Origin of the sequence: Micromonospora sp. DH14 (genome assembly GCF_029809455.1) — a bacterium.
In the GTDB taxonomy this organism is placed as follows: Bacteria; Actinomycetota; Actinomycetes; order Mycobacteriales; family Micromonosporaceae; genus Micromonospora; species Micromonospora parva.
In genome coordinates this window covers 135,182-158,391 of the sequence record NZ_JARVKT010000005.1, presented here as the reverse complement: position 1 = coordinate 158,391, position 23,210 = coordinate 135,182, and the positions used below count along the sequence as shown (strand labels likewise).

General features: G+C 73.5%; 26 protein-coding genes. 13 read left to right on the top strand and 13 right to left on the bottom strand.

The genetic code is table 11. The features are described from left to right. Nucleotides 1-9: 9 nt before the first annotated feature. Nucleotides 10-1,287: a cupin domain-containing protein gene (locus QCZ28_RS09650; RefSeq protein WP_279516260.1), complete on the top strand. Its 1,278-nt coding sequence runs from the start codon at nucleotides 10-12 to the stop codon at nucleotides 1,285-1,287. 1 nt (nucleotide 1,288) lies between these two features. On the opposite strand, the gene QCZ28_RS09645 is transcribed toward QCZ28_RS09650, so the two are convergent. Beyond that, complete coding sequence (locus QCZ28_RS09645) at nucleotides 1,289-1,816, bottom strand: PadR family transcriptional regulator (protein ID WP_279516259.1); 528 nt, start codon at nucleotides 1,814-1,816, stop codon at nucleotides 1,289-1,291. 63 nt (nucleotides 1,817-1,879) lie between these two features. Between QCZ28_RS09645 and QCZ28_RS09640 the strand changes: the two genes are divergently transcribed. Then, complete coding sequence (locus QCZ28_RS09640) at nucleotides 1,880-2,632, top strand: alpha/beta fold hydrolase (protein WP_279516258.1); 753 nt, start codon at nucleotides 1,880-1,882, stop codon at nucleotides 2,630-2,632. A 15-nt stretch (nucleotides 2,633-2,647) separates the two neighbouring features. Here the strand turns inward: QCZ28_RS09640 and QCZ28_RS09635 are convergent, their stop codons facing one another. From QCZ28_RS09635 to QCZ28_RS09615, 5 genes are all read right to left on the bottom strand, one after another. Further along, complete coding sequence (locus tag QCZ28_RS09635; RefSeq protein ID WP_279516257.1) at nucleotides 2,648-3,310, bottom strand: hypothetical protein; 663 nt, start codon at nucleotides 3,308-3,310, stop codon at nucleotides 2,648-2,650. Next, nucleotides 3,307-5,985, bottom strand: a complete 2,679-nt coding sequence (locus QCZ28_RS09630) for an FtsK/SpoIIIE domain-containing protein (RefSeq protein WP_279516256.1) — start codon at nucleotides 5,983-5,985, stop codon at nucleotides 3,307-3,309. The genes QCZ28_RS09635 and QCZ28_RS09630 overlap by 4 nt, the downstream gene beginning before the upstream one ends. Continuing rightward, a complete protein-coding gene (locus QCZ28_RS09625) occupies nucleotides 5,978-7,108 on the bottom strand; it encodes a hypothetical protein (RefSeq protein ID WP_279516255.1) in 1,131 nt (376 codons plus the stop codon). The genes QCZ28_RS09630 and QCZ28_RS09625 overlap by 8 nt, the downstream gene beginning before the upstream one ends. Nucleotides 7,109-7,114: 6 nt before the next feature. Further along, nucleotides 7,115-7,375 carry a hypothetical protein gene (locus tag QCZ28_RS09620; protein WP_030332749.1) on the bottom strand — a complete coding sequence of 87 codons (261 nt, stop codon included), beginning with the start codon at nucleotides 7,373-7,375 and terminating at the stop codon, nucleotides 7,115-7,117. Between the two features lie 152 nt (nucleotides 7,376-7,527). Then, entirely contained in the window at nucleotides 7,528-7,920 is a 393-nt protein-coding gene (locus QCZ28_RS09615) for a hypothetical protein (protein WP_279516254.1), read from the bottom strand. A gap of 140 nt (nucleotides 7,921-8,060) precedes the next feature. On the opposite strand from QCZ28_RS09615, the gene QCZ28_RS09610 reads away from it, so the two are divergent. Genes QCZ28_RS09610 through QCZ28_RS09600 form a run of 3 tightly spaced genes read left to right on the top strand, consistent with a single transcriptional unit; the run spans nucleotide 8,061 to nucleotide 11,181 of the window. Then, nucleotides 8,061-10,619, top strand: coding sequence for an ATP-dependent Clp protease ATP-binding subunit (locus QCZ28_RS09610; protein ID WP_279516253.1), 2,559 nt, complete (start codon nucleotides 8,061-8,063; stop codon nucleotides 10,617-10,619). Beyond that, entirely contained in the window at nucleotides 10,616-10,831 is a 216-nt protein-coding gene (locus QCZ28_RS09605; protein ID WP_279516252.1) for a hypothetical protein, read from the top strand. The genes QCZ28_RS09610 and QCZ28_RS09605 overlap by 4 nt, the downstream gene beginning before the upstream one ends. Next, nucleotides 10,831-11,181 (top strand): DUF3140 domain-containing protein, encoded by a 351-nt coding sequence (locus tag QCZ28_RS09600; RefSeq protein WP_030332757.1) that lies wholly within the window; start codon nucleotides 10,831-10,833, stop codon nucleotides 11,179-11,181. The genes QCZ28_RS09605 and QCZ28_RS09600 overlap by 1 nt, the downstream gene beginning before the upstream one ends. 58 nt (nucleotides 11,182-11,239) lie before the next feature. Here QCZ28_RS09600 and QCZ28_RS09595 read toward each other — a convergent pair whose 3' ends face one another. The 3 genes from QCZ28_RS09595 to QCZ28_RS09585 all read right to left on the bottom strand — a co-directional run bounded on the left by QCZ28_RS09595 (nucleotide 11,240) and on the right by QCZ28_RS09585 (nucleotide 13,222). Continuing rightward, nucleotides 11,240-11,485: a hypothetical protein gene (locus tag QCZ28_RS09595; RefSeq protein WP_030332759.1), complete on the bottom strand. Its 246-nt coding sequence runs from the start codon at nucleotides 11,483-11,485 to the stop codon at nucleotides 11,240-11,242. Between the two features lie 60 nt (nucleotides 11,486-11,545). Further along, nucleotides 11,546-12,526, bottom strand: coding sequence for a LysR family transcriptional regulator (locus QCZ28_RS09590; protein ID WP_279516251.1), 981 nt, complete (start codon nucleotides 12,524-12,526; stop codon nucleotides 11,546-11,548). Between the two features lie 84 nt (nucleotides 12,527-12,610). Then, the gene (locus QCZ28_RS09585) at nucleotides 12,611-13,222 is read right to left on the bottom strand and encodes a hemerythrin domain-containing protein (RefSeq protein WP_279516250.1); all 612 of its coding nucleotides are present in this window, start codon (nucleotides 13,220-13,222) and stop codon (nucleotides 12,611-12,613) included. A gap of 148 nt (nucleotides 13,223-13,370) precedes the next feature. On the opposite strand from QCZ28_RS09585, the gene QCZ28_RS09580 reads away from it, so the two are divergent. Then, entirely contained in the window at nucleotides 13,371-14,699 is a 1,329-nt protein-coding gene (locus QCZ28_RS09580; protein WP_279516249.1) for a M20/M25/M40 family metallo-hydrolase, read from the top strand. 58 nt (nucleotides 14,700-14,757) lie between these two features. Then, a complete protein-coding gene (locus QCZ28_RS09575) occupies nucleotides 14,758-15,420 on the top strand; it encodes a hypothetical protein (protein ID WP_030332766.1) in 663 nt (220 codons plus the stop codon). 51 nt (nucleotides 15,421-15,471) lie between these two features. On the opposite strand, the gene QCZ28_RS09570 is transcribed toward QCZ28_RS09575, so the two are convergent. From QCZ28_RS09570 to QCZ28_RS09560, 3 genes are all read right to left on the bottom strand, one after another. After that, nucleotides 15,472-15,663 (bottom strand): DUF5703 family protein, encoded by a 192-nt coding sequence (locus tag QCZ28_RS09570; RefSeq protein ID WP_030332768.1) that lies wholly within the window; start codon nucleotides 15,661-15,663, stop codon nucleotides 15,472-15,474. Nucleotides 15,664-15,856: 193 nt separating this feature from the next. Continuing rightward, entirely contained in the window at nucleotides 15,857-16,756 is a 900-nt protein-coding gene (locus tag QCZ28_RS09565; RefSeq protein ID WP_279516248.1) for an SseB family protein, read from the bottom strand. After that, nucleotides 16,753-17,172 (bottom strand): YbaB/EbfC family nucleoid-associated protein, encoded by a 420-nt coding sequence (locus QCZ28_RS09560; protein ID WP_279516247.1) that lies wholly within the window; start codon nucleotides 17,170-17,172, stop codon nucleotides 16,753-16,755. The genes QCZ28_RS09565 and QCZ28_RS09560 overlap by 4 nt, the downstream gene beginning before the upstream one ends. 93 nt (nucleotides 17,173-17,265) lie before the next feature. Here QCZ28_RS09560 and QCZ28_RS09555 point away from each other — a divergent pair, with 93 nt between their 5' ends. From QCZ28_RS09555 to QCZ28_RS09545, 3 genes are read left to right on the top strand one after another with little or no spacing between them, the layout of a single operon-like run. Continuing rightward, nucleotides 17,266-17,598, top strand: coding sequence for a hypothetical protein (locus tag QCZ28_RS09555; protein ID WP_279516246.1), 333 nt, complete (start codon nucleotides 17,266-17,268; stop codon nucleotides 17,596-17,598). Further along, on the top strand, nucleotides 17,595-18,656 hold the full coding sequence (locus QCZ28_RS09550) for a hypothetical protein (protein ID WP_279516245.1): 1,062 nt from the start codon (nucleotides 17,595-17,597) through the stop codon (nucleotides 18,654-18,656). Before QCZ28_RS09555 ends, QCZ28_RS09550 begins: the two co-directional genes overlap by 4 nt. A 14-nt stretch (nucleotides 18,657-18,670) precedes the next feature. Continuing rightward, complete coding sequence (locus tag QCZ28_RS09545; protein ID WP_279516244.1) at nucleotides 18,671-19,576, top strand: hypothetical protein; 906 nt, start codon at nucleotides 18,671-18,673, stop codon at nucleotides 19,574-19,576. 60 nt (nucleotides 19,577-19,636) lie between these two features. On the opposite strand, the gene QCZ28_RS09540 is transcribed toward QCZ28_RS09545, so the two are convergent. Then, a complete protein-coding gene (locus QCZ28_RS09540; RefSeq protein WP_279516243.1) occupies nucleotides 19,637-20,608 on the bottom strand; it encodes an aldo/keto reductase in 972 nt (323 codons plus the stop codon). Nucleotides 20,609-20,794: 186 nt separating this feature from the next. Between QCZ28_RS09540 and QCZ28_RS09535 the strand changes: the two genes are divergently transcribed. The 3 genes from QCZ28_RS09535 (at nucleotide 20,795) to QCZ28_RS09525 (ending at nucleotide 23,180) form a co-directional block, all read left to right on the top strand. Continuing rightward, complete coding sequence (locus tag QCZ28_RS09535; protein ID WP_279516242.1) at nucleotides 20,795-21,847, top strand: LLM class F420-dependent oxidoreductase; 1,053 nt, start codon at nucleotides 20,795-20,797, stop codon at nucleotides 21,845-21,847. Further along, the gene (locus tag QCZ28_RS09530) at nucleotides 21,844-22,680 is read left to right on the top strand and encodes an undecaprenyl-diphosphate phosphatase (protein WP_210860214.1); all 837 of its coding nucleotides are present in this window, start codon (nucleotides 21,844-21,846) and stop codon (nucleotides 22,678-22,680) included. Before QCZ28_RS09535 ends, QCZ28_RS09530 begins: the two co-directional genes overlap by 4 nt. 179 nt (nucleotides 22,681-22,859) lie before the next feature. Next, the gene (locus QCZ28_RS09525) at nucleotides 22,860-23,180 is read left to right on the top strand and encodes an MFS transporter (protein ID WP_279516241.1); all 321 of its coding nucleotides are present in this window, start codon (nucleotides 22,860-22,862) and stop codon (nucleotides 23,178-23,180) included. Nucleotides 23,181-23,210 lie beyond the last annotated feature (30 nt).

The following is a 23,210-nucleotide window of genomic DNA, read 5'->3' as shown; positions in this document are numbered from 1 at the left end:
CGGCACGCCATGACGTTCCTCGACCCGCCGGGCGGCCACCACGGCCGCCCGGCGGTTCCGTCCGCCCAGGCCACCGCCGCCTTGGCCCGCTGCGTCTCGGTCGAACCGGCCAAGTTCGCCGCCGCGCACTGGGGGCACACCCCGCTGCTGTCACGCGCCGCCGACCTGCCCGACCCGTCCGGCTTCACCGACCTGCTCAGCCCCGCCGACGCCGACGAACTGCTGAGTCGCCGCGGTCTGCGTACCCCGTTCCTGCGCGTGGCCAAGGACGGCCAGTTGGTCGCGGCGTCGCGCTGGACCGGCGGTGGCGGCGCGGGCGCCGAGATCGGCGACCAGGTGCTCGACGAGCGGGTCCTGGAGCAGTACGCGTCCGGGGCCACCCTGGTGTTGCAGGGGCTGCACCGGCTCTGGCCGCCGCTCATCGACTTCGCCCGCGACCTGGGCCTCGCGCTCAACCAGCCGTTGCAGATCAACGCATACCTGACGCCGGCCGGCAGCCAGGGCTTCGCCACCCACTACGACACCCACGACGTGTTCGTGCTCCAGGTCGACGGCCGCAAACACTGGCGGATCCACCCGCCGGTGCTGCCCGACCCGCTGGAGAAGCAGCAGTGGGGTGGCCGTGCCGACGAGGTCGGCGCCACCGCGCAGGGTCCGGCCGCGCTGGACGTGGTGCTCGCCCCCGGTGACGCCCTCTACCTGCCCCGGGGGTGGCTGCACAGCGCGCAGGCGCAGGACGCCAGCTCGCTGCACCTGACCGTGGGCATCCGCGCGCTCACCCGCTACGCCCTGGTCGAGGAGCTGTTGGCGCTGGCCGCCGAGGACCAGCGGCTGCGGGCCAGCCTGCCGTTCGGCACCGACGTCGCCGACCCGGACGCCATCGAGCCGGAGCTGACCGAGACGGTGGAGGCGTTGCGGGACTGGCTGCTGCGCGCCGACCCGGGCGCGGTCGCCGCGCGGCTGCGCCAGCGGGCCTGGCCGGCCGCCCGGCCGGCGCCGATCCGACCGCTCGCCCAGGCCGACGCGCTGGCCACACTGGACGCCGACTCCCGGCTCACCCTGCGGACCGGTCTGCGTTGGCAGCTCGTGCCCGACGGGTCGGACACCGTGACGCTGCGGCTCTTCGACCGCACCATCACCCTGCCCGTGGCCTGCGAGACGGCCGCCCGCGCGCTGCTCACCGGCGCGGTCACCCGGGTCGGTGACCTGCCCGGCCTGCCCGACGACGCCGACCGAATCACCCTGGCCCGCCGGTTGCTCCGCGAGGCCGTCCTCGTGCCGGCCTGAGCTACCGCGCGAGCGAGGTCAGCATTTCTCGCAGCCAGGCGATCTCCGTACGGCTGGTGGCGGTGGCGATGCGAAACAGTCCTCGACGGAAGGGGTCGTGGGGAAAGTCGTCAGCGCGCAGCGGTCGGTCGCCGTCCCAGAAGAAGCTCGCCGGCTGGGTGAGGAAGTCGAGCCGGCGGTGCAGGACGGCCGCTTGAGCTGCCGGGTCGTCGAGATGACCCAGGAAGGCCAGCAGTGTGAACCAGCGGTTCTCGTCGGTGATGAAGAGCTCGTCAGGTGCGCGGAGCTGACGCAGCAACTCCGCCTGCCCGGCCGGGCTCAGGATCAGCACGTGCCGTGGTGCCGCCACCTGGCCGGCCTGCACGTCCCGGCGCAGCAGGCCCGCGCGTTCCATCCGCTTGATCGTCGGGTACAGCGTCCCGTCCGCGATCGGCCGGACGTGGCCGGTGAGCGCAGCCACCCGCTTGCGTAGCTCGTACCCGTGCAGCGGAGCGTCGGCCAGGAAGCCCAATATCGCGAACTCCAACACCGTGCTAACTTACCTCGGCAACGGAATACCTCGAACACGAGGTATCGGCTGAGGAGGTACGTGATGCGGGGCGCCCAGGTCCGACCAGATGGCACGACGATCCGCTGGGTCGAACTTCCCGGTGCCGAACCCACCCGGGTCTACCTGCACGGGCTCGGTGCCTCCTCACCGGCGTACTACGCGGCGGTGGCCACCAACCCCGCGCTCGCCGGACGGCGCAGCCTGCTGATGGATCTGCTCGGGCACGGCATCAGCGACCGGCCGGCCGACGCCTCGTACACGCTCGAGGAGCACGCCGACCTCGCCGCTGCCGCGCTCACCGCAGCCGGCGTCAGGGCCGCCGAGGTGATCGCCCACAGCATGGGTGGCGCCGTCGCCATCGTGCTGGCCGCCCGGCACCCGCACCTTGTCTCCGCACTGGTTCTCGTACACGCCACCCTCGACCCGCAGCCTCCGGGCGTCGGTCTCGGAGCCCGCTACACCGAGGAGCAGTTCGTCCGCGGCGCCGGTCGATCCGAGACACTCACCCGAGTCGGCGCAGCCTGGGCGGCGACGATGCGGCTTACTGGTCCGGAGGCGCTCTACCGCACGGCAGTACACCTCGGTCGCGCCAGCACCCCCACCATCCGTGAGCTGCTGCTCGAACTGCCGGTGCCGCGCACCTACCTCCACCCCGCCGACGACGAACCGGTCGGAGCGCGCGCACTGACCGACGCCGGCGTGCGGGTGGTCGCCGTGCCGGACAGCGGCCACAACATCATGCTGGACAACCCCGACGGTTTTGTCGCGGCCACCGTCGCGGCGTTGCCGGCGTAGCGCCCGCGCAGATGGTCAGCGGCCGAGGACCAGCAGCAGCACGGTGGTCAGCAGACCGGCGCCGATCACCACGATGATCGGCCGGGGCCCGAGCACCGCGTGCCGGCGGTCGGCCAGCACCCGGGCCGGCACCAGACCGACCAGGGGCCCGAGCAGCGTCACCACCAGCGCCAGCACCGGCAGACCGACCGCCAGGTCGCCGCCGTACCCGACACCGAGCGCGCGGGCACCGGCGCCCAGCGCGTACGCCAGCACCCCGCCGGCCACCCCGCACAGCACCAGCAACGGGTTGACCGAGCCCGGCAACTCGCCCGGGTTCCCGGCCCGCTCCAGCAGGTCGCGGGCCTTGGCGAGCAGCGGCACGGGGTCGGTGGCCCCGACGCCGTTCGCCGGGGCGGGCGGGCGGCCGAGGCGACGGGCGCCGAGGCGCGAGCGGGCCAGCTGCCACAGGTGGGCGACCTCGGCGTCGACCCGTTCCTGCAGTTCACGGGCGGCGACCAGCTCCTCCTCGGCGCTCTGGAGCTGCTCGGCCGCGTCGGCGACGGCCCGCTCGGCGGCGGCGCACTGCCGCTCGTGCCAGGTGTGCGCCTCGGCGCGCTGCTCGCGCACCCGCGCGGTGAGGTCGGCCAGCCGCCGCAGCTGCGCCGCGTACGTCTCGCTGGTCACCGGTTCGTTCATCGTGTCGGTCCATACGGGATGATCACCTGTCCGGTGCGGTGGACCGCCCGGTCGAAGAAGAGGCCCCGCCACGGGCGGGGATACCAGTCCGGGCCGCCGGTGCCCGGGTAGAGCGAGGAACCCAGCTCCCCGCCGTGCGCGTCCAGGGCCACCCACGCGCCGATCTGGTCCGTGCGGGCGGCCGGCCCACCCAGGTCGGCGCGCATCCGGGCGACACCCCGCCACCAGGCCAGCACGTGCGTGCGCCGCTCCGGCCCGTCGTGCATGATCCGGCGCAGCTGCTCCAGGCCGGTCCGCCGACCCGCCCGGACGGCCAGCGCGCCCGCTGCCGCGTCGACTGCGAACAGCAGCAGGTAGTGCGGGCTCCCCGGGCCGCCGCTGAGCCCGTCGGCTGTCTCGGCCATCAGCTCGCCGACGGTCTCCTCGTCGTACCAGGCGGCGTCGTCGGCCAGGTCGTCGTAGAGGGCGCGGGCGACCGGGTCGGCGTCCGCGTCGAGGCAGGCGATGGAGAACCGGGCGGTGCCCGGCGGGTGCTGGCGGGCCAGCGACCGGGCCGCCGCGTCCAGCACCGCGCACGCCTCGTCGACCCGGGTGCCGAGCACCGCGAGGTTGCGGCCCGGGGCGCGCGGCAGCCGCAACGCCGCCGAGCGGGACTGCACGTCGATGATCTCGCCGAGCAGCGCCACCGGGTTACGCGGCGCGCTCCCGTCCGGCGGCGCGGCCAGCGCCCGGAAGTCCGGGGCGTCGCCCAGCCGGGGGATCGCGTCGCCGTCGAAGAGCCGGGCGGGTGCCGCGTCGGGGGCGCGCATCCGCCACAGCCGGTGCTGCAACCCGCTCCAGGTCTCCCAGTCGCTGGCCGACGGGATGCGGGCGACCTCGTTGCCCTCCACCATGCCCGACTCGGCGTTGACCACCGCGTGCCAGCGCGGCAGGGACTGCGCCGCGTCGTTGCGCTCGGCGAGGATGCGCAACGCCTTGGGCAGGGCGATGCGCAGGGTGAACTGGGCGACCAGCGCGGGACGGCCCCACAGCGCCTCGATGCCCCGCACGTCCTGCGAGGCGAGGACCAGATGGATGCCCTGGGACCGGCCGCGCCGGGCCAGGTCCTCCAGCAGGTCGGCCGCCTCCCGGGCGACCACGTCCCGGCCGGCCAGCAACATCTGGAACTCGTCCACCACCGCGACGATGCGGGGCCAGTGCCCGGTCGGGTCGACCGCCCGCAGCTCGGCCAGCTTGGTCACCTCGTGCTTCTTGGCCGCGTCGGCGCGTCGGCGCAACTCCTCGGCGAGGAAGCGCAGCAGCGCCAGCCCGAACTCCCGGTCGGTGTTGACGTTGATGCCGACCAGGCGCATGTGCGGCAACCAGCTCGGGTCGCGCCGGCCCTGCGCGAACCGCGCGAAGGAGACCCCCTCCTTGAAATCCAGCAGGTAGAACTCCAGCTCGGCGGGGGAGTAGCGGGAAGCCAGGGCACCGATCCACGCGAAGATCAGGTTGGTCTTGCCGGTGCCGGACGGCCCACCGATCAGCGCGTGCGGTGGATAGTCGCCCAGCGTCACCCGCACCGGCCGGCCGTGCGGGCCCTCACCGATCGGCGCGGTCAACCCGTCGGCGGAGTCCTCCCGCCACATCAGCTCGGGCGGGGGCAGCAGGTCGGTGAAGGGGGTCGGCGGCGGGCCCGCGTTCACCCGGGCGGCCACGTCCCGGCAGGTCTCGGTGACCAGCGTCGCCGGTGGGGGTGGGTCCAGCCGGACCGGCAGCCCGGCCGAACCGCCGATCCGCGCACCGGACGCTTCGGCCACCACCCGGGTCACCGTCGGGTCCTCCGGCAACGGCGCGCCGTGCACCACCAGGTGTACGCCGCAGGCCGCCCCGGCACGCACCACCCGGTCCAGTTGCCCGCGCTCGTGCCGGTTCAGCTCCTCCCCGCCGAGCAGCACCGCCACCCGCCACGGTTCGGGTCGTCGGCCGGTCGCCGCCGCCAGTTCGCGCAGCGACGCGTACTCCCCGGCGAGGACCGTCTCGTTGATCCGGCGGATCTGCTCCACCAGGTCGTCCAGCAGCGGACCCAACCCGCCCGGGCCGACGAAGGTGAGCAGCCCCGCCGTACCCAACGGGGCGAACCCGGCCAGACCACCGCCGAGCTGGTCCGGGTCGTACCCGATCAGTCGTACCGCCCCGGGGTCGGCGCGGCCGACGGCCCGCAGCAGCAACGCGGCCACCACCGCGTCGCAGCCGGCGCGGTCGTTCCCGGAGAGGTGGACGTGCCCGGCGTCGAGCAGCGGCACCAGCGCGGGCACCGGGTCGACGCCGTCGATCCCGACCGTGCCGACCCGCAGCGCGCCGGGCGGCTCGGCCCGGCGGGCGGGCGTCGGTGCCCACCCGGCCCAGTCGGTCCCCGCGCAGCCGGGCGCCTCCTGCCGGGCCGCGTCGGCGGCCCGCCGGGCCAGCTCCGCGATCCGGGCCGAGTAGCGGGCGTCGATCTCGGCGATGCGGTGGTCGCGTTGGGCGCCCACCCGCTGCGGTACGGCGGCGGCCGCCCGCTGGACCCGGGCCAGTCGTTCCCGGCCGGCGGTCAGGTCGGCGTGGGCGGCGGACAGCCGGTTACGGGTGGCGCCGAGCGCCTCGGCGAGGGTGTCCCGGACCCGGCTGGCCAGCTGACCGCGCCGGTCAGCCATCGGAGCCCCGACGCGTCGGCGCGTCCCGCCACGGGCTGCCCGAGCGCGGGGGTGGCCCGCCGGGGCGCGACAGCCCGTCCGGGCGCGGCGGCAGGCCACCGGAGCGCTGCGCGGCGGGCGTGCCCGGCCGCTGCACCGCACCGCCGGGGCGGGGAATCCCGACCGCTGGCCGTCCGGTCCCACCTTGCTGCGCGCCCGCCGGTTGCCCGGTGCGTGCCGGTTGCCCCGCGTCGCCTCGCGGACCCGCGCCCGCCGGTTCTCTCGCGCCGCCTGCTTCTCTCGCGCCGCCGGCCGGCAGGTCCCGGCCGAGGCGGGCGAGCAGCAGCCCGGTCGCCACGCCGGCGGTCACCGCGGAGTCGGCGGCGTGCGGTGGCTCCCCGGAGGAGCGCGGCGGCGGCATCCGGCACACCCGGGTCAGCAGCGTCTCCAGCACCGGCGGCGGCAGCCCGGGCAGCAGGTCACGGACGCGCCCGTCCAACTCGCCGCGCAGCCGACCGAGGTCGCTGGCGCGGGGCGGGTGCCCGAGCAGCTCACCGGCCAGCTCGCGCAGCAGCGGTGGCGCCAGCGCCGCCATGCCCAGCCCCACGTCGGCCGAGGCCCGGCGCAACTCCGTACGGAGCCGGTCCCGGTCGCCGGAGCGGACCCCACCCACGACCCGGCGCAGCAACTCCTGGGAGTCGCCCACCCGCTCGTCGGGTTCGTCGTCGGTGCCCTCGCGCCCGCCGGTCAGCTCGGCCACCCGCACCGACCACCAGCGGCGCATGCGCACCTGCTCGGCCGGCTCGGGTGCCACGGCGGTCGGCCCGGACGCCGGTGGCGTGTCGTGTCGGGGAGCGCGTTGCTCGGGGCGGGGGGCCGGGGCGCCGTCCGCGCCGAGCCCGATCGCCGTCAGGTAGGCCGACAGCTGCTCCTGCGCCACCCGCAGCGCGTAGCCGGCGCTCTCGGCGTGCTCGGTGGCGGCGGACAGCTCGGGCACCCCCATCGGGTTGGCCGACTCCTGTCGTACCCAGCGCAGCCGCTCCGCGGCCAGGCCGAACTTCTCCAGTGCCTGCCCGAGCAGGGCGTGCGGGAACTCCTCGGTGGCGGCACGGACCTGCCCGCCGACATCCTCGATGATGGACATGACGGCCTACAGGGTGGAGACGTAGAGCTGCGCCTGCTCCACCGCGACAAGTGTCGCGGCGAGACACTCCTCCAGCTCCTGGCTGGCCTGGGTCAGCGAGGCCTGGGCCGCCTCGACGGTCTCGTGCCCGCTGCCCTCCAGTGCCCCGGCCAGGGTCTGCTGGGCCTCGGACAGTTTCTCGCCGGCCGCCTGCACGGCTGTCTGTCCGTCTCCGATCTGTTGGAGGGCGACATCGATGGCAGCCTTCAGCTCGGCGACGCTCGCCACGGCGAAACCTCCTGGGGGCGGGGAGATCTCCATTAGAGCCTATCGGCGGTCGGGAAAGAACATCCGCCCTGTCGGTGTTCCTGCCCGCCTGTCCGGAAGGCCCTCGGAAGTGCCGGGAGTCCGATCTGTGGGAGTCCCAGTGCGAGAATTTCTCAGTTGCTGGTCGGGTCCTCGCGAAGCCAGCGCGGCCCGTACACCTCCGCGCCCAGCGCCGTCACCCGCCCGCGCAACTCCCGGTCGGCGGTGACCACCAGCCGGCGACGCCGCGGCTCCGCCTCCACCAGCTCGACCACCGTGTCGTCGCCGGAACCGGCCGCGGAGACCACCCGTACGCCCTCGGTGCCCGGCACGTCCCGCGCGGCCCCCTCGACCACCAGGACCACCTCCACCGGGGCGGGCAGCCGGGCCGGTAGCCCGACGGTCGCCACCGGGGCGAGCGAGTCGCGCAGGCGGGCCGCGGCACCGGCACGGTCACGCCACCACCCGTTCGGGCGGGAGCCCACCACGTTGGCGCCATCCACGATCAGCAGCGGGGTCTCATCCATCCCGCCAGCCTGCCACCACCCGCCGGCAGTGGCCCGACGCCACTCCCGGAATGCCGGTGCACCGCCACCTGCGGCGTTTGTCGGGGCGCGCGCCGGGTAGCCCCTGCCGACCGTGCCGAGCCCTACTGCGGAGGACAGACATGATGGGACCCGGTGACATCGGCTCCGACCCGTGGGACGAATTCCTGGCCAGGTACTTCGGCCGGGGCGAGGGAGGGCGCCGACCGCCGCACCGGGTCGACATCACCCGACTGATGACGGCCGACGCCCGGGAGATGCTGGCCGACGCCGCCCGGCGGGCCGCGCAACGGCACAGCAGCGACCTGGACACCGACCACCTGCTCTGGGCGGCGCTGCAACGCGAACCGCTGCGCGACCTGGTACGCCGGGCCGGGGCCGACCCGGACACCCTGCTCAACGCCCTCGGCGGAAAGGGCGACGGCGCGCCGCGCGGGGAGGTGCCGCCCAACCTGTCGCTGACCCCAGCCGCCAAGCGGGCGCTGCTCGACGCCCACCAGCTGTCAAGGGCGATGGGCGCCAACTACATCGGCCCGGAGCACATCCTGATGGCGCTGCCGCTCAACCCGGAGTCACCCGCCGGGCGGATGCTGGCCGCCGGCCGGATCCAACCCGAGTCGTTGCAGGCCGCCAACGCCGAGCGCGGGCCGATGGCCGGGCCGAAGCCGGACCGCGGCACCCCCACCCTGGACCAGTACGGGCAGGACCTCACCGACCTGGCCCGCAACGACCAGATCGACCCGGTGATCGGGCGCGCCGACGAGATCGAGCAGGCGGTGGAGATCCTGTCCCGGCGTACCAAGAACAACCCGGTGCTGATCGGCGAGGCCGGCGTCGGCAAGACCGCCATCGTCGAGGGGCTGGCCGAACGGATCTGCGACGGCGACGTACCGCAGACCCTGCTCGGCAAGCGGGTGGTCCAACTCGACCTGGCCGGCCTGGTCGCCGGCACCCGCTACCGGGGCGACTTCGAGGAGCGGCTGAAGAAGGTGATCGACGAGATCCGGGCGCACCGGGACGAGCTGATCATCTTCATGGACGAGATCCACACCCTGGTCGGTGCCGGCGGCGCCGGCAGCGAGGGCGGGATGGACGCGTCCAACATGCTCAAGCCCGCCCTCGCCCGCGGTGAGTTGCGGGTCATCGGCGCGACGACGCTGGACGAGTACCGCAAGAGCATCGAGAAGGACGCCGCCCTGGCCCGACGCTTCCAGCCGGTGCTGGTGCCCGAGCCGAGCATCGACGACACCATCGCCATCCTGCGTGGGCTGCGCGACCGGTACGAGGCCCACCACCAGGTGCGCTTCACCGACGAGGCGCTGGTCGCCGCCGCCGAACTGTCCGACCGGTACGTCACCGACCGGTTCCTGCCGGACAAGGCGATCGACCTGATCGACCAGGCCGGCGCCCGGGTGCGGTTGCGCACCCGTACCCCCGCCTCCGACGTGCGGGAGCTGGAACAGGAGCTCGACGAGGTACGCCGGGACAAGGAACAGGCGGTCACCGACGAGCAGTACGAGCGGGCCTCCGCGCTGCGTGACCGGATCGCCGAGCTGGAACAGCAGATCCGCCAGGCCAACGGCGAGGACGGGATGTCCTCCTCGCAGGTGCCCGAGGTGGGCCCGCAGGAGATCGCCGAGGTGGTCTCCCGGGCCACCGGCATCCCGGTCAGCCAGCTCACCGAGGAGGAACGCGACCGGCTGCTGCGCCTGGAGGGTCACCTGCACCAGAAGGTCGTCGGTCAGGACGACGCGGTCACCGCGGTCGCCGAGGCCGTCCGCCGCTCCCGGGCCGGGCTGGCCGACCCGGAGCGGCCGATGGGCAGTTTCCTGTTCCTCGGCCCGACCGGTGTCGGCAAGACCGAGTTGGCGCGGGCGCTGGCCGAGGCGTTGTTCGGCGAGGCGGACCGGATGGTCCGGGTGGACATGAGCGAGTTCCAGGAACGGCACACGGTCAGCCGGCTGGTCGGCGCGCCGCCCGGATACGTCGGCTACGAGGAGGCCGGCCAGCTCACCGAGGCGGTGCGTCGCCGCCCGTACGCGGTGGTGCTGCTCGACGAGATCGAGAAGGCCCACCCGGACGTGTTCAACATCCTGCTCCAGGTGCTCGACGACGGGCGGCTCACCGACAGCCAGGGTCGCACCGTGAACTTCAAGAACACCGTACTGATCATGACGAGCAACCTCGGCTCCGAGCTGATCACCGGTGCCCAACGCTCGGTCGGCTTCGGCACCGGGGACGTGGGCAGCGAGCAGGAGAGCAACGAGCTGCGGGAGCGGCTCATGCGCCGGCTGCAGGAGAACTTCCGCCCGGAGTTCCTCAACCGCATCGACGAGGTCATCATCTTCCGCCGGCTGGAGGCCGAGCAGTTGCGCGACATCACCGCGCTGCTGCTGGAGGAGACCCGCCGCCGCATGCACGCCCAGGACCTTCAGGTGGAGTTCACCACCGCCGGCATCGACTGGCTCGCCGAGCACGGCTACCAGCCGGAGTTCGGCGCCCGCCCGCTGCGCCGGGTGATCCAGCGGGAGGTGGACAACCACCTGTCCCGGATGCTGCTGGAGTCGGCGATCTCGCCCGGGCAGAAGGTCACCGTGGACGTCCGCGACGGCGCGCTCACCTTCGACGTGACAGCGGGCGAGCGGGGGTACACCGCCGCCACGACCACCCACCCGCGATGAGCGGGCCGGCGCGAAGGGACGACCACGAGGACCCGCACGAGCCCGCGGAGGCCGCGAAACCCCGGGACGAGGACGACGAGCATCCCGACCCGATCCTGGCGTCGCCCACCGCCAATCCCCGCCGGACACGGGTGCCCGCGGAGGGCCTGCATCCGAAGACCGACCAGGACGACCCGGAGACGTCCGGGCCACCGCCCGGAGAGGAGACCTGATGGTACGCGAAGCGCGGCTCGACCCCGAGGTGGAAGTGCTCTGGGAGGACTTCCACGCCGAGGTCAACGTCCCGTCGGAGCAGCTGCGGACCTGGCTGCTGACCCGGGGTTCGGGGGAGGACTCGTTCGGCCCGAACCCGAACCTCGACCTGCCCCAGCCGGGCCGGGAGATCCTCAAGGTGCTCAACAAGCGCAAGGTGGACCTCACACCGGAGGACATCGAGGTGATGCGGGAGGCGGTCGAGCGCATCCGCGAGCTGATGGACGCCAAACCCTCGCGCGGCAACGCCGACGACACCTGGCGGCACTCCCTGCTCGACCTGGGGCACGACCCGCTCGTCGAACGCTGAACGGAGCTCACCCACGACGGTGCCGTCCCGAGCCGGGGACGGCACCGTCGCGGTGGTGCTACTGACCCTTGTCGGACTCCAGGCTGCCGATGGTCAGGCCCGCCGCGTCGGCGGCGGCGTCCCGGTCACCGCGGGTCTGGTCCTCCCGGGTGAGCAGGTTCGCGTACTCGGTCACGTCGGCCGGGTCGGGCACCGTCGGCAGGCGGCGCAGGAACGCCTCCACCGCACGGGTGGCGGCGGTGTGCGCGGCAGCCGCCTGGCGCAGCAGTTCGCGGTCGTCGGCGGGCGGGTAGAGGTCGGTCATGTCCGCCAGATACCCGGCCCACGGCGGTTCGCACCGCCAGCGGCCGGGAATACCGGTGGCTCAGCCCGGTCGGACCCCGGTGGGCTGCCGCACGCCGAACCCCGGGTTGCGCGGCAGCCAGGCCAGGTACGCCGGATGCGGCGCCAACGAGTCGACGTACGCCGCCTTCGCCGTCTCCAGCACCAGCTCCGCGCCCCGGGCGGCGGGGGAGTCCGGATGCCAGCCGAGCAGCAGCCGCCACCGCAGCGGCGTCCCGGCGAGTTGTCGGGTGACCAGGCCGCTCACCGGGCGGAACGTCGCCTGGCACAGGGCCACCGCCACGCCGGCCTCCACCAGGTCGACGCAGCCGCGGATGTCGGTCTCGTACACCTTGCGGGGGGTGAAACCGGCGCGGGCGCAGGCGGCGGCGAAGCAGTCGGCGAAGCAGCCGTCGCCCGGCGCGGCGACCCACTGCTCGTGGCGCAGGTCCGCCAGGCGTACCTCGTCCTGCCCCGCGAGGGGATGGGTCTCCGGCAGCAGCACCAGCACCGGGTCGACGGCCACCTCCTGCCAGCTCAACCCGAACCCGGCCGACGGGCTGGCGTCGCCACACACGCCGGCCAGCGCGAAGTCCAGTCGGCCGCCGGCCACCAGCTGCGCCAACTCGTCGACCGACCAGGACGCGTACGTGGTGATCTGGGCCGGCGGCTGCTCGGCGGCCAACCGGTGCACCAGCCGGCCCAGGATCGGGCTGTTCACCCCGCCGAACCGGTAGCACGGCGGCGCGTCGCCCGCCCCGGCCAGCCGGGCGGCCTCGTCCTGCAACCCCTTCATCGCCGGCAGCAGCACCCGGGCGCGGGCCAGCACCAGCTCACCGAGCGCGGTGGGCCGGGCCCCACGCCGGTCCCGGTCGAACAGCGGGCCGCCCAGCGTCCGCTCGATGCGTTGAAGCTGGGCGGTGAGCGCCGGCTGGGCCAGGCCGAGCGCCGACGCCGCCTTCGTCACACTTCCCGTCTCCGCGATCGCGCAGACCACCCGCAGGTGACGCAGCTCCAGGTTCATAGGGTGACGGTAGGACTACGGGGTCTGCTGGCGGAATAGCCCGAGCGGATCGGTGATAATGAATGCATTGCCGGCGGTCGCCGATCACTGCTCGCGCGGTGCCTCCGGCAGGTCCGCCAGGTACGTCGGGCGTCGCGTCACCGCGTCGAGGACCTTGTCCACCACACCGACCGCCGGCTCCACGATCCGGTTCCACGGTGGGGTGGCCGGCGTGCCCGGGTGCGGTCGGGTCGGCGCGGCCTCCTCGGCGATCTCCAGCCGGTTGCCGAGCCGGATCAGCTCCTCCTCGGTGGCCACCTCACGCAGCTCGGTGATCAACCCGCCCACCCCGTCGACGTGCCGGCGAACCCGTTCGGCGACCTCCGTCAGCGACTCGTCGGTGAGTCCCTTCAGGGCGCCGAGCAGCGCCGCATCGGCGTTGATCTCCGCGTCCACCCGCTCGGTGGCCGTCGGCAGTGCCGCGCGGACCGCCGGCAACAGGTACTGCTCCTCGGCGGACAGGTGCCGCGACAGTGCGGCGGTGAGCACCGCCAGCCCCTCCTGCGGCGTGCGGTCCGGGCCGGCCAGCTGGTCCAGCAGCGCCAGCAGTTGCCGGTGCTCCCGGTCGACGATGTCGGCGATGCTGCTACCGGCGGGTCGGTAGCCCTCCTCGGGTGCGGGCGTGGGCGGCAGCGGCGGCAGGGGAACAGCGGACATGGTGCCCTCCTCGACTGGCGGGCGGAAGCTCCGGCAGGGACGTACGGTCGTCGGCGGCGGTACCCGGACGCGGCCACGGCGAAACCGACCCGTCGATGCCTCCACCCGCGCCGGCCTGTCCACCGGCTCGGGCTGGTATGAAGAGGCGATGACGAGCGATGCCGCCTCCGCCCGACCCGACCCCACCGCAGAGGTCGTGGACCTCTGCCGCGACCTGCTGCGCATCGACACCACCAACACCGGTGACAACGACACCAGCGTCGGCGAGCGCCGCGCGGCCGAGTACGTGGCGGAGAAGCTCGCCGAGGTGGGCGTGGAGTCCGTCCTGCACGAGTCCGCGCCGGGCCGGGCGAACGTGGTGGCCCGCATCCCGGGCACCGACCCGAGCCGGGGCGCGTTGCTGGTGCACGGCCACCTGGACGTGGTGCCCGCCGACGCCGACGAGTGGTCGGTGGGCCCGTTCTCCGGCGAGCTGCGCGACGGCTACCTGTGGGGCCGGGGCGCGATCGACATGAAGGACTTCGACGCGATGGTGCTCGCCGTGGTCCGCCACTGGCAGCGCACCGGCGTACGGCCCCCGCGCGACATCGTGCTCGCGTACACCGCCGACGAGGAGGCCGGCAGCGACTACGGTGCGCGCTTCCTGGTGGAGAACCACCGCGACCTCTTCGACGGCTGCACCGAGGCGATCGGTGAGGTCGGCGGCTTCTCCTACTCGGTCAACGACAACCAGCGGCTCTACCTCATCGAGACCGCCGAGAAGGGCATCGACTGGCTGCGGCTGCACGCCAAGGGCCGCCCCGGGCACGGCTCGATGGTGCACGACGACAACGCCGTCACCGCGCTCGCCGAGGCGGTCGCCCGGATCGGCCGCCACCGCTTCCCGGTGGTGGTCACCGACACCGTGCGGGCCTTCCTGACCGAGGTCTCCGACCTGCTCGGCATCGAGTTGGACCCGGACGACCCGGAGACGGCCATCGCCAAGCTCGGCCCGATCGCCAACATCATCGGCGCGACCATCCGCAACACCGCCAACCCGACCCGGTTGAGCGCCGGCTACAAGGACAACGTCATCCCCGGCCGGGCCACCGCCACCATCGACTGCCGCAGCCTGCCCGGCCAGTCCGAGCTGCTGGAGCGGCAACTGCGCGAGCTGGTCGGCCCGGACATCGCCATCGAGTACGTCCAGCGGCAACCGGCGCTGGAGACCGCCTTCGACGGTGACCTGGTCGAGGCCATGTCGGCGGCCCTGCGGGCGGAGGACCCGGGGGCGCGGCCCGTTCCGTACATGCTCTCCGGGGGCACCGACGCCAAGGCGTTCTCGCAGCTCGGCATCCGCTGCTTCGGGTTCGCCCCGCTCCGACTGCCCGCCGACCTGAACTTCTCGGCGTTGTTCCACGGCATCGACGAGCGCGTTCCGGTGGACGGACTACAGTTCGGCGTGCGGGTTCTCGACCGGTTCCTCCGCACCTGCTAGTCGTGTCCGGCCCTGTCCGCCGGCGCGCAATCTCCCCATCGTGAAGGGACTGCCCCACATGACCGACCAGCATGGTGAGCTGGACGCCGCTCTCGAGCGGGTGATCGAAGCGGCCCGCCACCACCTGGCCGCCGTACGCGCCGCGCAGGGCCGCGTCGACGACGACGACGTCTGGCAGGCGTACGTGGCGTTGAACAACGCCTCCTTCGCGTACGACGAGCGGCTGCTCGACGCCTTCGGCGAGGTGACGCCGTGGGATGTCGACTCGATCGACCCGGACGAGGCCGACGAGCGCTTCGGCGGCGGCGAAGGAGCCGAGGCCAGCGACCCGCACCCCCGGGTGATCTCGGTTCGTCAGCGTCGCGACTACCGGGTGCCGAGCGTCTCCGCGCTGCTGCGGGCGGCCGAGGCGGCCCGCCGCGAGGGCACCCCGGAGGACGACGAGCCGGCTCCGGTGGAGGGCGTCGGCGAGGCGGTGCTGGAGCTGCTGCAGAGCGGTGACGGCTCGCTCGGCGCGTTGGACGTCCCCGAGTTGGAACCGCTCGACGGGGTGGTCATGGTCAGCGAGGTCGGCACCCCGGTCGACCTGGAGTCGTTCGACGACGACGACGCGGTCGGCCCGTTCCAGCCGGCGGCCGACGACCGGCTGGTCGGTCGGCTCGACGAGCACCCGTTCCTGGAGCTCGACGACGACCACGACCACGCCGGGCACCAGCACTAGGCAGGGTGCCGCCCGGGGCCGACCCCGGCCCTGGGCGGCACCGCCCGGTCGTCAGTACGACAGGCCCGGCTGCGGCTGGTTGATCCGCCGACGGCGCAGCACCACCTGGCGCGTGCCGTCGCGGTACAGCCGCACCCGGGCCAACTCCCATCCGGAGAACTCCGCCTGGATCGCCAACTGCGCCGCGGCGGTCAACCGGTCGACGTTCGGCGGCAGCCGCAGCGGCGCGTACTCGTAGTCCATGCCATCCATGCTGCCCAGCCCAGCGGCCGTCCGCCACCCCCTCCCGAGTGACCAACGACGCCTCCCGGGGCGGTTCGTGCCACCCCGTGCCCCTCTCGCGCCGATCTTGCGGTTCCGGTTGCCGGTATGGGCGAGAAGCCCGATGTGCCGCGACAGCAAGCGCAAGATCGCCGACAAGGGGCCTGGTGGGGCGTTAACCCGTGGGGAGGTTGGCGCTCAGGAGGGCGGTGAGGGCTGGCGCGGCCAGGGCTACCGCCCGGGTGCTGCCCGGGTCGACCGCCAGCCCCCAGGACGGGTCCGGCCAGTCCTCGAGCAACTCGACGCACGGCAGCGCGATGAACGGCACCCCGTCGCCGGTGAACGCGGCGAGCGCCCCGGGCGACGTGAAGACCGGCAGCAGCGGCGCGCCGGTCGCGTCGCCGATGACCGCCCACGGGAAGTCGGCATCCGGCGTCGGTTCCCCGGCCAGCGGGACGCACACCGTGGCGCCGGCCAGCACGGCGAGATAACCGGGCAGGTCACGCCGGTCCGCCGCCGCCGCGAGCACCGCCGCCACCGCCGCCACCGCCGGCTCCGCCGCTCCGACGGGTGTCGCTCCCGCTGGCGTCGCCCCGACGGGTGTCGCCCCGGCTGGTGTCGCTCCCGCTGGTGTCGCCTCGGCCGGTGTCGGCTCGGAATGGATCACAGGGACCGGCGCGGACCCGACCGGTGCCGGTCGGTCGGGCGTCGATCGCGTCGCCGGGCCGGGCAGGGCGGCCGGCGGCACCGCGCGGCAGGAGAGCGCGCCGGGCTCGTCGGTCAGCACCTCGGCGGCGGTACGGGTCACGAACGCACTGAGCCGTTCCACCTGCTCCGGAGTGCGGGGTGCCTCGTACCACCAGCCCTCGTCGCCGGTCGGGCGGTGCCAGCCGAGCGCGGCCAGGCGTGCCTCGTCGTGGCCGGGGCAGACCACCCGTACCACCTGGCGGCGCACCAGCAGCCGGATCCCGCGCGGACCGGCGGTGAGCTCCAGATCGGTGTCCCGGTCGCAGCCGGCGACGGTGTCCCGCAGCCGGGCGGCGATCTCCGGCCAGGTCGGCGACGGCGACGTCACGCCGGTGCGCCCGGCAGCCGGTCGTCCATCCGCCCGAGCCGGGCCACCGTCTCCTCCAGCCGGCCCAGCGCCGAGAAGTCCCCCGGCGTGCCGAACAGGTCGCCGAGCCCCGCGCCGAGCGCGACGTCCAACCCCTCGGTGTGCTCGTCGACGTGCGCGGAAGCGACCTCGCGGGCCCGCCGGTACGCGTCGAGCACCAGTTCGGCAACGCCCTCCGTGCCGGCGCGCAGGGCGGCGGGCGCGAGGGTGAGGCCGGTCAGCGCGCCGGTGGCGTCGACGGTCGCCGAGACCAGTCCACTCTCGTCGGCGGCGGTGCCGGACAGCTCGGCCAGATCGTCGCGGAGGCCGGCGAACCGGCGCTCGATGTCGGCGATCCGCCCGGCGAGCGCGTCGAACGCCGACGTCGGGTCCGTCATGAGATTCCTCCCCGTGGATCGTGCGACCGGGTGGTGCCCGGCGGCCGGGAGATCGTATCGTCGGTGCGCTCGACTCATGGGGGGAGGAACGGCATGGCACCGGATATCGATGTGGACGTGCTGGCGGTCCGTCGACTGGAGACAGCCGCCAAGCAGGTCGCCAGCTCGCTCGCCGCGCTGGAGGGGCAGATCGTCTCGGCCGGCGACGTGCCGTCGGACGCGTTCGGTCATCTGCCGTTCGCCAGCGACATGCTCCGCGACAAGTACGCCGAGCAGGTCACCGGCGGCAAGGAGCTGTTCGCCGCAGCGAACGCCGCGTTCGGCCGGGTCGCGAAGGCGCTGGCCGACACGGTCGAGGCGTACGAGGTCAACGAACGGGACCTGGACGCCGGGTTCAAGGCCATCCAGGCGGGACTGCCCGGATGAGCGGCCCGGCCGGCAGCGCCGTTCAGCTGTGGAACGGTCTCGACAGCGCGCTCTCCGGTGTGCAGGACGCCGTCGACAGTGTCTGCCGGACCCTGGCGTGGCCGCTGATCCAGCTCGTCGACCTGGTCGACGGTGAGCCCGCCGTGTTGCGCGCGAAGGCCGCCGAGTGGGACGCGCTGGCCACCCAGGTGCGCGACCTGGCGCAGGGCCACCGCGGGACCCGGGAGTCCGCGCAGGTCGGGTGGCGCTCACCCGCCGGCGTGGCGTACGGCCAGCGGTTGGCCGATGTGGAGCAGCAGCTCCTCGACGTCGCCGAGCAGTTCGCCGCGACCGCGGAGTACCTGCGCAGTGTCGCCGACGGTCTGCAGACCGTGCACGACGTGCTCGTGGACCTCTGCGTGGAGTTCGTCAACTTCCTGCTGGTGACGCTGGTGACGGCGTTGCTGATGGCGCCGGTCACCATGGGCGCGTCCTGGGCTGCCGGGGTGGGCGTGGCCGTCACCAGGGGCCTGATCGTGGTCACCCGGATGCTGAAGGTCATCCGGCCGCTCGCGGTGCACCTGCAGAAGGTCATCCGCCTGCTCCAGCGGGTGATGCTGTACCTGCGCAAGCTGCGGGCGCACCTGGACAAGCTGGTCGACATGCAGAAGGCGCTGCGCACCGGCAAGAAGTACGCCGACAAGCGCCGCGCCGCCGGCAAGCTCGACAAGTGGCACCACAAGTTCCTCGACCCCACCAAGGGCACCTACAAGCTGGGCAAGTCCGGTTCCCCGTTCGACATGGGCGCCCTCGACCGGGCCGCCGCGTTGCGGGCGCACGGGGTCGCCGACGGCGCCCGGGTGATCGCCCGGGACTGGGCGACCAACCTGCCGTGGAACGTGCCGAACTCGGTCGTCCACGGTGTCACCTGGGGGACTGTCGCGTTGACCAGCGGGCTCTCCGTTCCCGGCAGTGAGCAGGTCGGCGACCAGATCGACCAGGCGGTGCAGAGCGGCGCGGACTGGATCGACCAGAATGTCTTCGGGCAGCCGCCGGCAGACCAGCCGGCGGGCCGCTAGGGAGGCGACGGGTGATGTCAGGGGAGCGCGGGCGGCTGGGCCGGTTCACCGACGCGGTGCTCGGCGGCGCGCGGGCCGCCCGGGACAAGGCCCGCGAGCTGCGCGACGAGTTCCGCACCAGCGACGAGCCGGAGCGCGCCCTGGTGGCGCCGCTGCTGACCGGGCAGGAACTGCGGTACGTGGGGCTGGGGCCGGTGCGCATGTCGCAGACCCATCAGGCCGGTCGGCAGCTCGCCGACGACGTCGGCGCGGAACTGGCCGAGGCGCTCGACCCGAAGGTGCTGTTCGGGCTGCTCAACATCGTCAACCCGGTGGTCTGGGTCGACGCGGTGCTCACGCCGGTGCGGCTGGCCGCGGGTGTGCTGATGCTGCCCGGCCACGCCGGCGCCCTCGCCGCCGGCGTGGCGGAGTCGGCGGCACCGGAACCGGCGCTGCCCCACCAACCCGCCCAGCGGCAGCCGATCCCGCTCACCGAGGAGCAGGAGGCGTTTCGCGCGCTGGTCCGGCTGAGCCAGTACCGTCCGCTGGCCGAGCAGCTCGCCGAGATCGCCTACCGCCGCCGGTACGTCTTCAGCGGCGACCTCGCCACCCTCGCCGGCAGCCTGCTGCTGTTCCTGGAGCGCTACAGCGGCACGCCGCTGGCGGTGACCGACACCCACCTGCACCTGCTGCGGATGGGCCCCCGCCCGGACGCCGACCGACCCGACCGGCGTCAGCCGCGGGTGCTGTGGAGTGTGCGCCGCGACCGGGTGACCCGGGTCGACTCCGAGCGGGGTGCGAGCGGCCTCGTGCAGCTCGCCTCCACCGTCTTCTTCGACGACGGCTCGTGGATCCGGCTCACCCAGCCGGCGCTGCGCGACGACCAGTCGCGCTTCCTGACCGCGATCCAGGACCTCCCCGGGCAGCGCCCCACGCCGTGACCCCGGCGCGCTGACCAACGGTGACCCGGCCGGCGGGTCAGCAGTGATCCGGCGCGCCGGTCAGCCGTCGCGTTCCGGGTAGCCCACCGGCACCGCGGAGACGTCGTCCAGCGCGGTGGTGATCTCCTCGGGCAGTGTGATCCGTTCCACCTGGAGCGCGCCGAGCAGTTGCCCCACCGTCCGGGCGCCGAGGATCGGCGCTGTCACGCCGGGCCGGTCCCGGATCCACGCCAACGCCACCTCCAGCGGCGACACCCCCAGCCCGCCGGCCGCGGTCGCCACCGCCTCCACGATGCTGGAGCAGCGCGGCTCCAGGTAGGTGGCGACGAATGGTTCGAAGTGCGGCGACGCGGCCCGGGAGTCGGCCGGACGGCCGTGCCGGTACTTGCCGGTGAGCACCCCTCGGCCCAGCGGCGACCAGGGCAGCACGCCGAGGCCGAGCGCGTCGCACGCGGGCAGGACCTCCCGCTCCACGCCCCGCTCCAGCAGCGAGTATTCGACCTGGGACGCGACCACGGGCGCCCGCCCCGGCCAGGCGGTCTGCCAGGCGGCGGCCCGCGCGGTCTGCCAGCCGGAGAAGTTCGACACCCCCACGTAGCGGACCTTGCCGCTGGCCACCGCGTGGTCCAGGGCGGCCAGGGTCTCCTCCAGCGGGGTGTCCGGGTCGTACCCGTGCACCTGGAACAGGTCGACGTGGTCGGTGCCGAGCCGGCGCAGCGACGCGTCCAACGTCCGCAGCAGGTGCCCCCGGGAGCCGTCACGGCGTCGGCCACTGCCGGGGCGCAACCCGGCCTTGGTGGCGATCAGAAGCTCGTCGCGGGGGACGAGGGAGCCCAGCAGCGAGCCGATCACCGACTCGGCGTCGCCGTCGCCGTACACGTCGGCGGTGTCGACCAGGTTGCCGCCGGCGTCCAGGTAACTCTTCAGCTGGGCGGCCGCATCGTCGGCGTCGGTGTCCCGGCCCCAGGTCATGGTGCCGAGCGCGAGCCGCGAAACCGCCAGCCCGCTTCGGCCGAGCGGTCGCTGTTGCATGGGTGAACCTTATTTCGAACCCGCCGCCACGGATATCCTCGCTCCCGTATCTCTGCCGGTTCTGCCGGTTCCGCCGCCCTGGGCTGCCCCGACGGAGGGGGGATCAAAGGTGTCGAGCCGGTGATCGAGGCCGTTATCGGCATTGCGTAACCTGGTGCGACCTGTGCCACGGATGGGGGAGGACCAGTGCGACTCGGGCTCAGTCTCGGATATCAGACGGCGTGGAGCACACCGGCCGATCACCTGGCGCTGGCCCAGGAGGCGGACCGGCTGGGCTATTCGGTGGTGTGGGCTGCGGAGGCGTACGGCTCCGACTCGCCCAGCATGCTGGCGTGGATGGCCGGTCAGACCGAACGGATCGACGTCGGCGCCGCGGTGATGCAGATCCCCGCCCGTACGCCGGCGGCCACCGCGATGACCGCAGCCACCATCGACGCGCTCTCCGGCGGCCGGTTCCGGCTCGGCCTGGGCGTGTCCGGCCCGCAGGTGTCGGAGGGCTGGCACGGTGTGCGGTTCGCCAAGCCGCTCGCCCGGACCCGCGAGTTCGTCGACATCGTCAAGCTGGCCATCGCCCGCAAGGAGGTGGCGTACGACGGCGAGCACTACACGCTGCCGCTGCCGGACGGCCCGGGCAAGGCCCTGCGTCTGGGCTTCCACCCACCCCGCGAGCACATACCGATCTACCTGGCCGCGGTCGGCCCGAAGAACCTGGAGCTGGCCGGTGAGATCGCCGACGGCTGGCTGGCCGTCTTCTACTCCCCGGAGTTCGCCGAGGAGCAGCTCGCCTCGGTGCGCGCCGGGCGGGCCAAGGTCGGCAAGGAGCTGGCCGGGTTCGACGTGGTGCCGTCGGTGCCCGTGGTGGTCGGCGACGACATCGCCTCCTGCGCCGAGTTGGTGCGCTGGTACGCCGCGCTCTACGTGGGCGGGATGGGCAGCCGCCAGCAGAACTTCTACAACCAGCTCGCCACCCGGATGGGCTACGGTGACGCCGCCCGCGAGGTGCAGGACCTGTACCTGGCCAAGCGGCAGCGCGACGCCGCCGCCGCGGTGCCGATGGAGTTCATCGACCGCACCTCGCTGCTCGGCCCGAAGGAGCGCATCGCCGAGCGGATGCGGGAGTACGCCGCCGCCGGCGTCACCACGCTGTCGGTGACCCTGTTCGTCGCCGACCGGGACAGCGGTGTGCAGACCCTGCGTACCGTCGCCGAGGCTCTGGACCTCTCGGGAGTCGGCGAGTGACCTGGGTCGAAGCCATCGTCCTGGGCATCGTCCAGGGACTGACCGAGTTCCTGCCGGTCAGCTCGTCGGGGCATCTGCGGATCACCTCGGCGATCTTCTTCGACCGCGACGCCGGCGCGTCGTTCACAGCGGTCACCCAGCTCGGCACCGAGGCGGCCGTGCTGATCTACTTCGCGAAGGACATCTGGCGGATCACCCGGACCTGGCTGGTGGGCATCCGGGACAGGTCGGTGCGCTCCAGCCTCGACTACCGGATGGGCTGGTACGTGATCGTCGGCTCGATCCCGATCGGGCTGTTCGGGTTCCTCTTCAAGGATCAGATCAAGACGGCGGGGCGCAACCTGTGGTTGGTGGCGACCACCCTGATCGTGTTCGCGTTCGTGCTGGCGTTCGCCGAGTACTGGGGGCGGCAGACCCGGACGTTGGAGAACTTCCGGATGAAGGACGGCGTCGTGATGGGTTTCGCCCAGGCCATGGCGTTGATCCCCGGGGTGTCCCGTTCCGGCGGGACGTTGACCGCCGGTCTGCTGCTCAACCTGACCCGGGAGGCGGCGGCCCGGTACTCGTTCCTGCTGGCCATCCCGGCGGTGGTGATGTCCGGCGTGTTCAGTCTCGGTGACGTCTTCGAACCGTCCGCGCCGGGCACGTCCACCCCGTCGGTCGCGCAGATGATCGTGGCCACCATCATCGCGTTCGGCATCGGCTACGCGGCCATCGCCTGGTTGTTGCGGTACGTGGCGCACCACACCCTGTACGTCTTCGTGCTGTACCGGGTCGCGCTGGGCACCCTGGTCCTCGCGCTGCTGATGACGGGCACGATCAGCGCCACCTGATCCGCCCACGCTCGCACCGGCCTCTGATCCCCGCCGTGGGGTTGGAGGCCGGTGCGTGTGCGGCGTCCACCGGATGCCGCCGTACTTCACTGCATTTGGGATGAATGGTCCCAGAACGCACCTAGTCTTTCCCTGTCGGGGATGACGTCCCAGCCCAGACGCGTGGGAGAGGGGCGACGGTGACCGCCAGCGGCGCGCAGCGCGGGCGGGACCGGCCGCCACGGCGCAACCTCATCGCGGTCCTCGCGATCGTCGCGCTCTCCGGCGCGTTCTTCGGCTACGACCAGGGCGTCATCAGCGGGGCGCTGCGCGACATCCGCCAGACCTTCGACGCGAACACCTTCGCCGTCGAGGCGGCGGCGAGCTGGGTGACCGCCGGTGCGCTGGTCGGTGCGCTGCTCGGTGGTCACCTCGCGGACCGGATCGGCCGCCGGGAGCACTGTGGGTCGCCGCCGCCGCGTTCGGGGTGGGCACCCTCGTGCAGGCGTTCACGCCGATGATCGGGGTGATGTTCGGCGCCCGGCTGATCC